14 protein-coding genes are annotated in these 14298 nt (G+C 44.3%); 6 read left to right on the top strand and 8 right to left on the bottom strand.

Going from position 1 to position 14298, the window contains the following annotated elements; translation table 11 throughout:
- Positions 1-981 precede the first annotated feature (981 nt).
- Positions 982-2094: a glycerol dehydrogenase gene (locus tag ACLUWI_RS09395; RefSeq protein WP_412147107.1), complete on the top strand. Its 1113-nt coding sequence runs from the start codon at positions 982-984 to the stop codon at positions 2092-2094.
- Between the two features lie 175 nt (positions 2095-2269).
- On the opposite strand, the gene ACLUWI_RS09390 is transcribed toward ACLUWI_RS09395, so the two are convergent.
- The 3 genes from ACLUWI_RS09390 to ACLUWI_RS09380 form a co-directional block, all read right to left on the bottom strand.
- Positions 2270-3133, bottom strand: a complete 864-nt coding sequence (locus ACLUWI_RS09390) for a YitT family protein (RefSeq protein WP_412147106.1) — start codon at positions 3131-3133, stop codon at positions 2270-2272.
- A 128-nt stretch (positions 3134-3261) separates the two neighbouring features.
- The gene (locus tag ACLUWI_RS09385) at positions 3262-4809 is read right to left on the bottom strand and encodes a YfcC family protein (RefSeq protein ID WP_412147105.1); all 1548 of its coding nucleotides are present in this window, start codon (positions 4807-4809) and stop codon (positions 3262-3264) included.
- A 324-nt stretch (positions 4810-5133) separates the two neighbouring features.
- Complete coding sequence (locus ACLUWI_RS09380) at positions 5134-6153, bottom strand: linear amide C-N hydrolase (protein WP_412147104.1); 1020 nt, start codon at positions 6151-6153, stop codon at positions 5134-5136.
- A gap of 164 nt (positions 6154-6317) precedes the next feature.
- Here ACLUWI_RS09380 and ACLUWI_RS09375 point away from each other — a divergent pair, with 164 nt between their 5' ends.
- A complete protein-coding gene (locus ACLUWI_RS09375) occupies positions 6318-6866 on the top strand; it encodes an RNA 2'-phosphotransferase (protein ID WP_412147103.1) in 549 nt (182 codons plus the stop codon).
- Positions 6867-6928: 62 nt separating this feature from the next.
- Here ACLUWI_RS09375 and ACLUWI_RS09370 read toward each other — a convergent pair whose 3' ends face one another.
- Positions 6929-7087 (bottom strand): hypothetical protein, encoded by a 159-nt coding sequence (locus ACLUWI_RS09370; protein ID WP_412147102.1) that lies wholly within the window; start codon positions 7085-7087, stop codon positions 6929-6931.
- Between the two features lie 474 nt (positions 7088-7561).
- On the opposite strand from ACLUWI_RS09370, the gene ACLUWI_RS09365 reads away from it, so the two are divergent.
- Together ACLUWI_RS09365 and ACLUWI_RS09360 are read left to right on the top strand one after the other, a co-directional pair.
- Positions 7562-8605, top strand: a complete 1044-nt coding sequence (locus tag ACLUWI_RS09365) for an AAA family ATPase (protein WP_412147101.1) — start codon at positions 7562-7564, stop codon at positions 8603-8605.
- Between the two features lie 93 nt (positions 8606-8698).
- A complete protein-coding gene (locus ACLUWI_RS09360; RefSeq protein ID WP_412147100.1) occupies positions 8699-10120 on the top strand; it encodes a PLP-dependent aminotransferase family protein in 1422 nt (473 codons plus the stop codon).
- Between the two features lie 63 nt (positions 10121-10183).
- Here ACLUWI_RS09360 and ACLUWI_RS09355 read toward each other — a convergent pair whose 3' ends face one another.
- Together ACLUWI_RS09355 and ACLUWI_RS09350 are read right to left on the bottom strand one after the other, a co-directional pair.
- The gene (locus tag ACLUWI_RS09355) at positions 10184-10963 is read right to left on the bottom strand and encodes a dimethylarginine dimethylaminohydrolase family protein (protein WP_412147099.1); all 780 of its coding nucleotides are present in this window, start codon (positions 10961-10963) and stop codon (positions 10184-10186) included.
- A gap of 79 nt (positions 10964-11042) precedes the next feature.
- Positions 11043-11402 carry a hypothetical protein gene (locus ACLUWI_RS09350; protein WP_412147098.1) on the bottom strand — a complete coding sequence of 120 codons (360 nt, stop codon included), beginning with the start codon at positions 11400-11402 and terminating at the stop codon, positions 11043-11045.
- Between the two features lie 664 nt (positions 11403-12066).
- On the opposite strand from ACLUWI_RS09350, the gene ACLUWI_RS09345 reads away from it, so the two are divergent.
- Together ACLUWI_RS09345 and ACLUWI_RS09340 are read left to right on the top strand one after the other, a co-directional pair.
- Positions 12067-12240, top strand: a complete 174-nt coding sequence (locus tag ACLUWI_RS09345) for a hypothetical protein (RefSeq protein WP_412147097.1) — start codon at positions 12067-12069, stop codon at positions 12238-12240.
- 180 nt (positions 12241-12420) lie between these two features.
- On the top strand, positions 12421-12813 hold the full coding sequence (locus ACLUWI_RS09340; RefSeq protein ID WP_412147096.1) for an iron-sulfur cluster biosynthesis family protein: 393 nt from the start codon (positions 12421-12423) through the stop codon (positions 12811-12813).
- A 282-nt stretch (positions 12814-13095) separates the two neighbouring features.
- Here the strand turns inward: ACLUWI_RS09340 and ACLUWI_RS09335 are convergent, their stop codons facing one another.
- Together ACLUWI_RS09335 and scrK are read right to left on the bottom strand one after the other, a co-directional pair.
- A complete protein-coding gene (locus tag ACLUWI_RS09335) occupies positions 13096-13362 on the bottom strand; it encodes a SemiSWEET family transporter (RefSeq protein WP_412147095.1) in 267 nt (88 codons plus the stop codon).
- A 36-nt stretch (positions 13363-13398) separates the two neighbouring features.
- Positions 13399-14274: a fructokinase ScrK gene (scrK, locus tag ACLUWI_RS09330; protein WP_412147094.1), complete on the bottom strand. Its 876-nt coding sequence runs from the start codon at positions 14272-14274 to the stop codon at positions 13399-13401.
- Between the last annotated feature and the right edge of the window lie 24 nt (positions 14275-14298).

Here is a 14298-nt window from a genome sequence, read left to right as displayed (position 1 = left end):
GTTGCTCGCTCGTTTTAAGCAAGTAACTTTATTAGTTTAACAAGTTGTCATTTTAAAGTCAAGAACTTTTTATTTAAAGACATTAAGAATTAAGTCAAAGAAATTCAAGCAACTTGGCTTTAATAATTTTAAGCGCTTATCGACGCGACAACGATATATAACTATACCGACTAAAACTGCTTAAGTCAATAGTTTTTTATCTAAAATTTTATTTAAGTTGGATTTCTACCGGCCGTCTGCCTTGAAGCATAAAAAAGCTGTAAGTACAGCAGCTAAATTCAACCAATCAATCATAGCAATAATGTATCAAATCCTTATCAGCCAAAAACTCGCCAATCCGATCTGCCGTTGTCTATAAAATATACTGTTTTAGCGTCACAATCGCATATTCTTCTGCATTCAGCACCGGAACTTAGAAAGACACCGTTGTACAATCCACTGTTTTGCGGATCATAAGCTGTTTGAGCCAGAGCAGTTACAATTCAGTCAACGTACTTTTGCGCTAATCTATCACTTTTTTCTGCCAATTCAAACATTTTTGCCGGTACCGTCCATGGATCAGCAACCCATTCAGAGGTATCAAAACATAAACGGTAATCTGCGCATCTGGGAAAAACCTACAACCAACGGCATCAAACAGCACCACAGCATTTTTTCGCCGACACGCGTGTTTAATGGCGATTAAGCTCGGCCGACATGATCTCAGTGTCATCTTTAAACATCATGTCTTTCACCGCCTAACCTAAATGTATCGATGGAGATAGACGGAGATAACTGATCTATGCAGCTTCTTGAATCTTATAAATGCTAGTTCAGCTTTGATGACAGCCAATCTTATTTTTAACCAAGGTACCGACACTTATTCCATTGGAAGCATCATATTTTTGACTGAATCGCTAAAATCTAACCGCCGAGATATCGCTTTCATGGTATATTTAATTTAGCTAAACAAGCTTTTATATCTGAAAGGAGTTGATGAAAATGAGTCTCAACATGTTTGGCAGTCCTGCTTCCTATATCCAGGGAAGCGATGTTTTGTTTAAGAGTGCTGAGTATCTGGCACGCCTTGGGAATCGGGTTCTATTGCTGGCTGGGCCTACTTCACTGCGCATCGTCGGCAATGAGTTTGGCGATTATTTGATCAACAATGACTTTACCGTTACCAAGGTTCAGTTCAATGGCGAATCATCCGAAAATGAGATCAAACGCGTTTCTAAAATCGGCCATGATAACCATGTCGAAATGGTAATCGGCTTGGGCGGCGGCAAGACGATTGACGCTGCCAAGGCCATCGCTGACAATCTAAATGCTAAAACCGTTATTTTACCGACCGTCGCCTCAACTGATGCGCCTTGCTCGCGGCTATCAGTCATCTATCAAGACAATGGCGAGTTTGATCATTACCGTTTCTATAATCAGAACCCCGACCTGGTCATGGTTGACACCAGAGTCATCGCCACGGCACCCGCCAAGCTTTTGGCATGCGGCATGGCTGACGCTTTGGCAACCAACATTGAAGCCCAGGCCGTTAAAAAATCGCATGGTCTCAACATGTTAGGCGAGCACCAGACGCTGGTCGGCCTAGCAATCGCCCAGGAATGCGAGAATACGCTGTTTGCATATGGCGACGAAGCTTATGCAGCTGCCATTGCCCACGCTGATACCAAAGCCTTTGATCGGATCGTTGAAGCTAATACCCTGATGAGTGGCGTTGGCTTTGAATCAGGAGGTTTGGCAGCAACCCATGCAATTAATGATGCTTTAAGCGTTTTGAATGGCCCAGTTCACGAGCGGCTGCATGGCGAAAAGGTTGCATTCGGTCTGTTGACGCAATTGATGCTGGAGGGTGCCGCGACCGAGCGTTTTGAAAAATACTTCCAATTCCTAAAGAAACTACATCTGCCAACCAACTTTGTCGAGCTGGGAATTGAGAATCCAAGCGAAGAAAATCTGCTGAAAGTCGGCACGGCAGCCTGCGCGCCAAACGACACCATGAATCGCATGCCATTTGAGGTTACACCGCTGGATGTCGTTAACGCCATGCGCGGTGTTGACGCCTACAGCATTGCCAAATACAGTGCTGCTCATCATTAAGTTTTTCGATATGCAAAAAGAAAGCACCGCGCAGACATCCGTCAAGCGTGGTGCTTTTAGTTATGCTCAGCCCATATCTCGTGACTTTAACAACGTGATACGGGCCTTTGATGTATGGTCAGCGCGCTTCAGGTATCGCAGCGCATTGTATTTTTAATAGTCAGTCAATCAGCTGCTAAAACGAATAATGCTGGTAGTTGCCAAATTCGACATCAGCCCGCGAAATACTGATAAAGCTGTCTGGATCAACATTATGAACCATCTTGCGCAGCTCGTTTAACTGAGCCTTGGGTGTACATACCAGAATGATATCCGTGGGTTCATTGGTATAGACGCCAGTTCCATGCAAAAGCGTTGCCCCATGCACGAAATTGCGCAGCTGTTCCGAAACGGCAGCTGATTTTTTGGTATAGATCGTCACCGAGACGTCTTCTTGTAAAACAAAAGTATGATCCATCATCAAACTGGTCACCAGCATCCCGATCAAGCTGTAGACGATCCGACTGGGGCCGAAACACAGCACGCTTACCACCAGGATCGCGCCATTGATCAGGTTGTTAAGCATCCCAACTTTTTTATGCAGTTTTTTTTGACAATAAGTTACAACGATATCTGAACCGCCAGTCGTAAAACCCTGGTTAAAGCACAGCCCAATTCCGATCCCCAAGATTGCCGCACCGATAATCGTATTGGTCAACGGGTCATTTACCAAAGTAATGGCTGGAATAAACTTTAAAAAGACAACGTTAAAGCCAACCGCCAGCATTGAAAATAAAATATAGCTAAAGCCAAACTCATACCAGGCAAACACAAACAGCGGCACGTTCAAAACCGCGACCAACAGACTCATACTGACATGCATGCCACTCTGCAAAAACAATGCCTGCAGTAATTGCGAGACCCCCAACAGACCGGCTGAATATGAGTTGGCATGCGACAAAAACATATTGATCGCCATTGCCGAAAGCACTCCATAACATAGCGCCACAGCAATTTTAATCAGGATTTTTTGATCGCGTTTTTTTGCGTTACTGCTCATAAAATCCTCTCCCATTTCGTTAATATATCGACAATGCTATTTTAACTTTTTTTAGACCAGTTTAATACCTGTGCACCAAAAAAAGCCCGACGAAATCGTCAGACTTTTTCAAGCAAATTTCAAATCAATCAGCCGGCAATCAAGACTTCAGTAACCAGCAGCGCGCCACCAAAGACCAGCACGAAGACAACGACTGGCCAGACAAACCGGAACCAGTGCGAGTACTTCATGTCAAGCATCTGCAAGGTTGCCATTACCAAACCAGTTGGCGCTAAGAACAGCATTGCGTACTGACCGAATTGGTAGGCAGTTACGACAATATAGCGTGGAATGTGTACCGTATCAGCCAACGGAGCCATGATCGGCATTGCCAATACAGCCAGACCGGATGAAGATGGTACGATAAAGCCCAGCACAAAGAAGATCATCATCATCATTAAGATAAAGAAGACGCCGTTCATGTGCGATACCAGCTCGGAAGATACATAGAGAATCGTATCAGAAATATAGCCATTGTTTAGCACCATGTTGATCCCACGCGCCAGCCCAATAATCAGGGAAACGCCGACCAAGCCGGATGATCCTTTAACAAAGGCATCAACAACCCCAGTCTCGCCAAGACCATCTTTACCAAAACAGTTAATAAACATTAACGTAATGGCAATTGCCAAGAAAGAAGAAGCCATCTGTGGGAAACCCCATCCCTTAGCCATCACGCCCCAGATCATAATTGGAAAGGCGCAGGCAAACATCGTCAGTGTAATCTTTTTCTTAAAGGTAAAGGTCAGGTCCTTTTCCTCGTCAGATACCACTGACCACATGTTGTCAAACTTCTGCTTGTCTTCATATGAGTATGAAAATTCTGGATTAGCCTTAACCTTGCTTGAATACCAATACAGATACCCGACCAGGCAAATTGCCGCCACAATCAGACCGATCACCCGGCCCAATAGACCTTGAGTAAACGTTGTTCCGGCAGCATTCGAGGCAATTACGACTGAAAACGGATTGATCGTTGAAAAAGTCGTACCTACCGAACTGGCTAAGAAAATTGCCCCAACACAGACAATCGAGTCATAGCCCATAGCAATAAAGATCGGCACCAGAATTGGATAAAACGCTACGGCTTCTTCTTCGATTCCGCAAAGCGTACCCCCCAGAACCAGCAAAATGGCAACCAAGAAGACCAGAATAAATTCATGTCCCTTGGTTTTCTTGGTTAAGGACATCAACCCGGATTCAAAGGCCCCGCTTTCTTTAACGACACCAATCAGGCCACCCAGAACAAAAATAAAAATCATAATATCAGTTGCCTGCATTGTCCCTTCAACCATGCTGGTAAAGATCGTGTAAAGCTTGGCTGGGTGCTGTTTGAGACGACGGTAGGTATTAGGAATCGAAACCGGCTTGCTGATGGCGCCCGACGTAAACTGCTTGATATCAATCTTAACGTTTAATCGATCAAGCGTTTTTTGCGTAGCCGGCAGCGTTTTTTTCTGTCCCAATGAAGTCGTTTCTTGAAGATGTCCGCCAGTATACTGCAGCTTGGAATAACTGCCGGCTGGCACGCACCAGGTGAGCATTACGGAAATTACCGTCAGAAAGAATAAAATCGTAAATGCTCCCGGCATCTTCAGTTTGAATTTTTTCTTTTTTTGCGTTGCTGCTGTGTCCATTTTTATCCCCCCGAATATATAAATTCTATCAAGCAGCTCGGCTCGACGGGGTTTGAAGCAAATTTTTCACCGTCGCGTCGATATAGCCTCATCACACTCCTCTGAAAACGATTTCGCTCAACGATTAGAGCATAGCATTATGTTTCTAAAATCTTCATTTTTCATCAAATAAATTCAGCAAAGAAATTAGTTCGCTTTTTCAAACGGTTTAAATCCGATAATTTCGTTGCGACAAACGTTTTATTAACTCGTCCAACTTCACAAAAACTCAAAAATCAAGCAAAAAAAAGTTGGCCAACATTTGATCAGCCAACCTTACTTCTTTCAGCAAAAAACATCGATATGGGGAATCTCAAATTTGGTAATCTCTTCAAAGTCGCAAACGTCACGCTTCAAGCAGGCATTGGTATCAAAAGCCTTAACGTAAAAGGTATGGTTCTTTAAGTCATAGCCAGACCAATACTGCGTGCTGTCGCCCCAAAGCGCATTTTCGTCAGCTCTTTCTACCCCCTTAGGCACCATTACGCTGGTAAAAGCACTATACAAGACATCCACGCCTTGCTGACTGTCAAAATCATCGATATAGCGCGATAAAAAGGCCGCCCGCACGAACCGGGAAGTCGACGTATAGTCCCCAGGAATTCCCAGAAGTCCTGACCCAAAACCAATCTGTTCCAACAAGTGATCACTGCCATTAACCGTAGCATCCAATTGAGTATTGCCAGCATTAAAGCCTTGCAGATTGACGTAGTTACGTAGATTAGTAACGTGCCAGTCGTAGGTTGGACTGTTGGTCATCACTCCCAAGCTCTTGAAGGTCTTCAAATGACCATTTTCCAACGGTTCCAAAACAACCGAGTCACCGGTTGGGTCCACAAAAATGTAGTGCACCGGCACGCGCTTAAACAATTTGTTATCAACTAGCGGTGCAAAGTCAACCTTAGCCAGCACCAGATTCTTGGCGGCCTCACGAACCTCAGCCACGTTCTTAAAATGACTGAGCATGTAGCTGACCAATTCCTCACCAATGACTGGCTGCTTGTTTTCTGCTTTGATCTGGCCAAGCTCTTCCCAGGTGCATTCATTCAAGGCATTGAGTTCACCGGCCAGTCCCGCCTCATTGACGCCATCATACAGACCAATCGTATTGTTGATGCCATTGCCGCCAAACGCATATTGATTCTCCCAGGATTCCAGCTGTCCATCCAATTGACAGCCCTTAGGATAAACAGTAGCTATGGCCTTGAAGTCGTTTTCATCGTCAAAGACATCGTTTAAAAAATCCAGCGTGCGGCCAAAGAAATAGTCGCCCTGCTTGGACTTGATCGTAATTGCCGTACACATATCGTCGCTTCCTTTCTCAAATCACAGCATTAATTCTAATTGTTTTTTAATCATTTTATCAAGATATTAATTTACAGATTGATGATTGTCAACCTGCCTCAGCTTGATTAAGCACGATTAATGATCTATGCTTATGTGCAACAATTTAGAAAGGATGATTTGTCATGCAGCGGTCGGTCTATCTATCAAAAAAGATGTCATATGCGCTCAGACACAATCCACAAAAATATGGTCTACAGCTTGACGAGTACGGCTATGCCAAAATCAGTGACCTGCTGGCAGCATTGAATCGCATTCATCACCTGGATCCACCCGTTAACGTTACCGACATTCAAAATATCATTCAAAACAGCGATAAGGAACGCTTTAAGATCAAAGGTGATCAGATCTGTGCGTTGTACGGCCACTCCATTTCAAGCATCATTCAACATCAGCAGGGCACGCCACCTAATGCTTTATATCACGGAACGGCACACCGATTTTTAGCAAGCATCATGCAAAACGGTCTGCTGCCAATGGGACGCCAATACGTGCATCTCTCTTCTGACATCTCCATGGCTGAACAAGTCGGCAAGCGGCACGACCAATATCCTGCCATCTTAAAAGTCGATGCCGCTCAAGCCTTTCATGACGGCATTAAATTCTATATCGGCAATGACCAGGTCTGGCTTTGTGATGAGCTGCCCAGCCAATATCTAACTCGCATCCAATAATAGAACGCATCGTGTAGAATTTCCCTGTCGATGCGTTTTTATCTATTTAGCAGTTGACAAAGTCAGCTCTTACCATAAGTCGGTCTGATCTTCTTGCCCCATGATGAGCTTATGCGAGCCTGCTTTTTTAAAGCCATATCGCTCGTAAAAATGACGTGCGCGACACCTAGCCAGACCGTTGTGAAATTGGATTTTTCAGCCTCATCCAATGCTTTATCCATTAAGTACCCACCCAGAAGCTGGTTCCAGTATTCAAGCAGCAGATAGATTTGCTGCAGCTGCATAGCATTGGAAAAGATCTGATCAGTCTGTGCCTAATTCCAGTTAAGCTTCATATTAGCCAACCGGCATATCAGCAAGCCTTAAAAACTAGGTCTGGCTGTCCGGATCTTTGAGCTCATCGACTAGAACGAACAAAACATATGCTTTAACTGCCTGGGGATCAAGATGCGGCCCAAACATGGCGTTAAATGACTTGGTGGCGATCTTTTGGAGCGTGATCACGTCTTTTTCATTGTCAGCCGCGACTGGGACGATTTCTATTTACATAGTCAATATTCCTTCCTAAAATACACGTTCTCATTGTATGCATTTTCATTAAGCTTGCCAATCATTTCTCAATCTCACCCAACCTTGTCTTGACCAAATAAGCAAGTTAAAATAAAGGCAAACTTCAGTCGGAAGGAGGAATAAACATGATCAATCCATTTAATCCAGGTTTTGGCAATATTTCGCCCTGCTGCATTAAGCGGCCCGCTTTGCAACAAAAACTGCTTGACCAGGCCAGTCAGCTGAATCAGAAATTTCTGCCGGTTTTTATTGATGGACCGCGGGGCTGTGGCAAAACCGTTTTTCTTAATAATCTCGGCGATGCCATGCTGGAGCGCGATGACTGGATCACGGTTGATCTAGGATTGGATGACGACTTTTTCAGTACCTTAGTCGGAGCAATTTACTACCAAGCCGATACGATGACCAGCGAGGAACTGGACGTCTTAGACTACGATACGCCCAGTGCTATGTTCGTTCAGTACGTTAAAACGCTTACCAAACATCAGCTGCGGCTTTTCATCACGGTAGACGAAGCCAACCGACCAACCGAGGAGCTGCTTGAACTGCTTAAATTGTGTCAACAGTTAGGCAATCACGGCAATACGATTATGGTAGTGCTTGCTGGTATCACCAGCCGGATGCCGCAATTTTTAGGTGATGAAAACTTTGCGGCCGTGGTCCAAGAAAGTCAACGCTTAACCTTGCCTTTACTGGATCTTGATATGGTTGCCAGTCAATATCAACAAATTTTTACCAAGGCCCATCGCGTTATTGAACCCGCTGTCTTAAAAAAAATGGCAATGGCAACAGGCGGATATGCCTATGCCTTTCAGATTCTCGGTTCATTATTGTGGGATACCGATATTAAAAGAATCGATCAAGCAGCTTTTGAAAAGATCATGCCCAGCTATCAGCAGCAGCTTTTCAATGATGCCTATCTGCCCATCATCAACGAACTGACCATGGGCGATCGTGAGGTAATTGAGATTCTGGCTCATGAAATGGACAACGTGGTCGATGAAAAGTTTTTAAAAGAACAAATTAACGATACCAGCTCAGCCGCGCCAATCTGTCTACAGCACCTGGTCGAAAATCAAATCATCCATCATCCGCAGCCGGGTAAAGTGGCCTTTGCGCTGCCTTATTTTCGCGAGTTTGCAATTAAAAACGAAGCCTTGATTGCGTAGCTGCCCTAACAATCAAAACCATTCGTTTAGATATTCTCATCAGCTTGCATTAACCAGTCTGACTCCCAATCAGCGACTAAGGGGTGATCCATATTGAACGCTAATCAAACCGAGCTTGCCAACATCAAGCTGAACCGCCATCGCAAAGAACCGCTCTATGCTCAGCTGTACACTGCCCTGCGCACCCGGATCGTCAATGGTAAGTTGGCTCCTAATCGCAGACTCCCCGCAGTTCGCGTTTTGGCTAAATCGTTAGGCATCAATCCTGGGACCGTTGTCAGTGCGTATCGTGAGCTGGAGAAAAATGGCTATATCATCAGTCGGCGTGGTTCAGGCAGTTTTGTTCAAGAAGGCATGATCGATTCATTGGCAACTGATCAAGCGCAGATACCTTACTTGCCTCGCTTAGATGCGACTGATGCCAATCAGCACTTTATCGATTTTGCCAGCTATTCGCTCAACCCAGACCGCTTTTCAACCGCAACCTTTAAACAAGCCGTCAACCATATCTTAGATCGGGATGGCGGTCATGCTTTTGTAATCGAAGACGCGATGGGGCATTACCCTTTGCGTGAATCAATTGCCGCCGAGCTGACTCAGCGCTGGATTCATACGACAGCTCAAAACATTCAGATTACCTCAGGATCTCAGCAAGCGATTGATATTTGCGCGCGGGCTCTGATCAGGCAGGGCGACTGCGTGATTGTCCAAAATCCTACGTATCCGGGTGCCGTGGATGCTTTTAAGGCTTGCGGCGCTAAAGTAATTGGCTTAAATTTTGATCATGGTACGATGATTGATGAATTGGAAAAGATGCTTAAGATCATCCAACCCAAGATTCTCTATCTCATGCCCAATCTCCAAAATCCCACTACTTATTCGCTAAGCAGATTGGAAAAAGCACGAATTGTTGGACTGGCTCATTATTATGACTTTTGGATCATTGAAGATGACTATGGTTCTGGTTTAGCATATGACAATCAGGCGCTTCATGCCATGAAAGAAAACGATCCTGATGACCGCATCATTTATGTACGCAGTCTTTCGCAGATTTTTGCTTCGGGGATGCGATTAGGTTATCTGGTATCGCCTACTCGGCTGATAGAAAGTTTTGCCAGCGTTAAGCGAATTGCCGATATTTCAACTTCCGGCCTGACCCAGCGAATCTTTGACTATTACCTGAGAAATCAGTTATGGCGCCAACACCTTACCAGCTTAAAGCAGGCCTATCATCAGCAATATCAAGTCGCCAGCGGCCTATTGACCGAATTATGGGGCAATCGGCTGACCTGGCACGAAGCAGATGGGGCCGTGTGGTTTTGGCTCAAGCTTAATCTACCGATGTCAGCGGCCGAATTCTGTACGGCAGCTCGCAAAGCCGGCGTCCTCGTCGAAAATGGCGATCGTTATTATATTCATGCCGCACCGAACGATCGCATCCGATTATCATTGGCTCCAGTTAAAGAAGCCGACATCGCTAAAGGAATCAAACGACTGGCCTCACTGATACCTTGATTGCCAATATCAAAAAAGCACGATATTAAGCCGCAAAAGACTTGATATCGTGCTGATTTTTATTTAGCGAAACCGCAACGACAGGCAGGTCAGGCCGCCATCGATCTTGGCAAATTCTGACATGTCGGTCTCGTAAACCTTAAAGCCGTTTTCAACCAACAATTGGTGGACGCCAGGGAAACCAGCTGGCATAATCACGCCGTTACCGGTATTGATGCAATTAACGGCATAGTCTTCACCAGCTGATACCTTGAGCTGATCAAAATCCTTAAAGTAGGGACTATCAATATATTCACCAGCTACCAGCAGCTTGTTGTCACCCATATAAGTCGTGCCGGTTTTTAGATGCAGAACCCGTTCAACCGGTACTGCCTTAACGGTTTTCCCAAAACGCGCCGCAATCTTGGTAAACTGATCAATGCCGGCTTGGTTAGTCCGTGTCGAAAGCCCCACATAGATCAGATCATCATCAACCGGCATGACATCCCCGCCTTCCAGAGTTCCTGGAGCGGTAATCTCAAAAAGCTGGTCATGTTCAAAGAATTGGTCAAGGACGGGACGAATGAATTCGCGTTCCTTTTGTCGCGTGCCGCGGGCTGGATTGGTAACGACCGCAAAATCATCAAAAACAACGGCTGGGTCCTCAACGAAGCATGAGTCCGGAAACTGTTCCAACGGCTCTAGAACTGTGACTGCAACACCAAGCTTTTTAAGCAGCTCAACATAGGCATGGTGCTCAGCCAGAGCCTTTTCATAGTTTGGCTTGCCAGCGTTGGCATAGTCATCGATCCCATCCACGACTGACTTGCCTGGCGTTCTAACAATTGCCTTATCAAATAGCATGATCATTCCTTCTTTCAAAATGCAATGCGTTCGATAAGCCAAGTATAGCCTCTCGCACAAGCGCTTTCAAGATTGCTTTTTATTTGATCTTATGCGGTATCGATAAGCCATAATATTGTTGAAGCGCCAAATGATCGGCGTACTTGATTTTTTGACGTTTAATTAGATTTGCGGCGTGCTGATACGAACATCCTAAGAGCTGTGCCGTTTCAATCAAGGCATCCAGATCCTCGCTGTTCAGCTCAATATCGGCAAGCCTTACTCTTTCCAGCTGGTATTGGGTAAAATTCGTACCATTGGCTTGTGCCATCGCCTCGGCAATTCGATTGACCTTTTTTAACAGTTGCCGCCCGACTGCTTCACTGACAATCAATGCCTGTTTAGCGTCGACCTGTCTTAAGATATGTTCATCAATGGTCAAATAACGATGACTAACCAAATTAATTATCCTGACTTGATAATTATTCACATTATCCCTCTTTTGCTGCTATCTGTTTGACAATCAAGTCTGCTATTCTAAATGTATTTTAATGGCAAGTTTTTTAGAAAATATCATAATCAAACAAGCAAAGCAACTGCGAGTCTCTTTCTTTCAACTTTTGATCAGCATCATCAATTTTTTGAAGCCGCATCCAAGTTTAAGATAATGTGCAGTTCAGAACCAGCTATTTAAAAAATGCTTATCTCATTGTCAAATGCCACAAGGACCGCAATTTGTTCTTTCATGACGATTATTTCATATATTGTCATTTTTTATTCGACGCCTGTCGATCTATTTTTGGCTGTTAAACCGTATAAAATGTCACTTTCGCTTAAATCATGAATCTTTTTTAGGTTAATGTAATAATTTATCTCAAACTGATGAAGGCTTGCAATCACCGGCAATTTGTGGTTTAAACCGTTTTCTGCTACTATAAACGACGAAGCTTTTAAAGAAAGGAAATCATGCTTGGGCATGGTTTAAACTTACTTTTTAAATGAAGTCAACATCTACTATTCTCTTATCTTACGGACTCTGTATCGCGACTTTAATTTTAACCAGCGCGATTATCTTTTTCGTGCGCCACCAATTGCCAGCTCATAGTCTTAGGCGTTGTCAAAACTTGGTCAATCATGAGCGCGCCCTGCTTACAATGGGCTTCGTAGCTTTTATTGCCGGCTTGGGGCTGTTTTTTGTCAATTGTACCTGTGCACTGTTGGCCAACGTCTTTTCGGAAGGTTTCATGATTCTAGCATTAATGACTGCAATTGCAATTACGATTCGCAGTTCGTTTTAAAAATTTCTGTTCAATAATTGTCAGGCGTTGACTAGTATCAATGCCTTTTTTTATTGGCAATCTTCATTCCTAAAGGCCACACTGCAAATCACGAGATGGACTCTTTAAGCTGAGCATTTAAATTGAACTTACTAAAAATAAGTATAAACTGATAAAAAAAGTCAAAGCGAGGTCCTATTTATGAAACTTACCTTTACCCCTCAAGCACAGCAGCGCCTGCAAAAATACCTGCAGCCTGATTCCAAACTGATTCTGGATTTTGACGATGGCGTTGGTCCATTTTCAAAACTGGGCAACTGCTCTTTGGACGCCAATTTTAAATTGATCATTGTAACTCAAAGCGTCAAGCTGCCTGACTTTAATGCTCAGCTCGCCTCAAATCTAGGCCCGATCTGGTATAAGGATTACACGGCGTCGCAGCTGGATGAAAAAATGGAGGTCCGCTTCAATCAAACGTATTTCACTATGCCTTTGGTTAGTGAACAGCGTACGATGACGGACAATTTAGAATTTCTGGATCTGCAGGAAGGCTTTAGTACTAAATCAGCATTCAATGGTGCCCACGACTGCTAGCCGCGCTGCTCCACCGTCCCATTTACCTGGTTTCGGCTTTCCAGAATTTCAAAAAAATGGCGCGGCTCCGAATTTGGAGCAGCGCCATCGCTGTTTTATGATCGAAAATTAAGCAGCTGGCTGTTGTTGCAAACCATTTTTATAATGATATCAACGTTATCTTTTTTCAGTGTAAAGAAGACTTGAATAAAGACAGTGAAGGCAATCGATAAAATAATAATTAATAATGAATGCCAATAGCCATTGTTGTCTAGTGTTCCTGCTGACCAATTCAATCTCTAATTAGAAGTGAAAGCAGGTAATGAACGTTGCAAAACTAAAGAAGACACCAGGGAAGTTAGCCCAAAAGACCGGCCAATCCCGATCCTTCTTAAAGTAGGCATAGATACTCCAAAGCGTGCAGTTGACACCAGCTACAAACGGCTGTAGCGGTGCGCCATACTGACCATGAAGATTGTTGATGATCTGAGCGATGTAAGAAACGTACATCAAGATAGCAATTACACTTGCAAATCGACCTAACCAATTGATAAATTTTTGATTTGACATTGTACATACTCCCCTCAGTAAGTCTTAAAACAATTTTTACTCAACCAATGCTTTTAGAGCCAAGGCAAAATTGCCTACCGTCGCGGAACCATTATCCTTAGCTAGTGGCATGACCAGATATTCATCCAGGTTGCCAACCGATACATAATCATTCAGCAGTTTCTTAAAGTGAGCACGTACCATCTTCAAGAAACGCTCACTGACAACGCCACCGCCAAAGACAATCTTATTTGGCCGCATCATCAGAGTCGTGTCCAATGCTGCCTGGGCTGCATAGTAGGCCATAATATCCCAGACTGGATCTTCCAATGGTACATCTTGACCTTTCTTGCCAGTCCGCGCTTCAAAAGTTGGGCCACTGATCAATCCTTCAAGACAATCGCCATGGAATGGGCAGATTCCCTTAAATTCCAAATCATCTGGATGGCGCTTAACGCGAATGTGCCCCATTTCAGGGTGCCCCAAATCACCAATAAACTTGCCGTCAACCACGGCCCCGGCACCAACGCCGGTCCCAATCGTGAAGTAGACCAAGGAGTTAAGACGTTGGTTAAACAGCGTTGACAAAACGTATTCACCATATGCTGAGCCATTAACGTCCGTCGTCCAGGCAATTGGAAGATCAAATGCCTTTTTGATCGTGCCGACAAAATCCGTGTTGGACCAGCCTGGCTTAGGCGTGTCCGTTACATAGCCATACTTTGGCGAGTTGCGACGAATCTCAATTGGTCCAAACGATGCGATTGAAATTGCCCGCAGATCCTTAAACTGTTTAAAATAGTCAATGCAGTTCTGCAGCGTTTCTTCAGGCGTCGTGGTTGGAAATTTAGTACTGTCAATAACTCGATAATCTTCGTTGCCAACAGCACATACAAACTTGGTGCCCCCGGCTTCAATACTTCCCAATAACATCGTACAATACCCCTTCTTTACTTA

The organism is Limosilactobacillus mucosae (assembly GCF_046939755.1).
GTDB lineage: Bacteria > Bacillota > Bacilli > Lactobacillales > Lactobacillaceae > Limosilactobacillus > Limosilactobacillus mucosae_A.
This window is presented reverse-complemented; position numbering and strand designations above follow the sequence as displayed.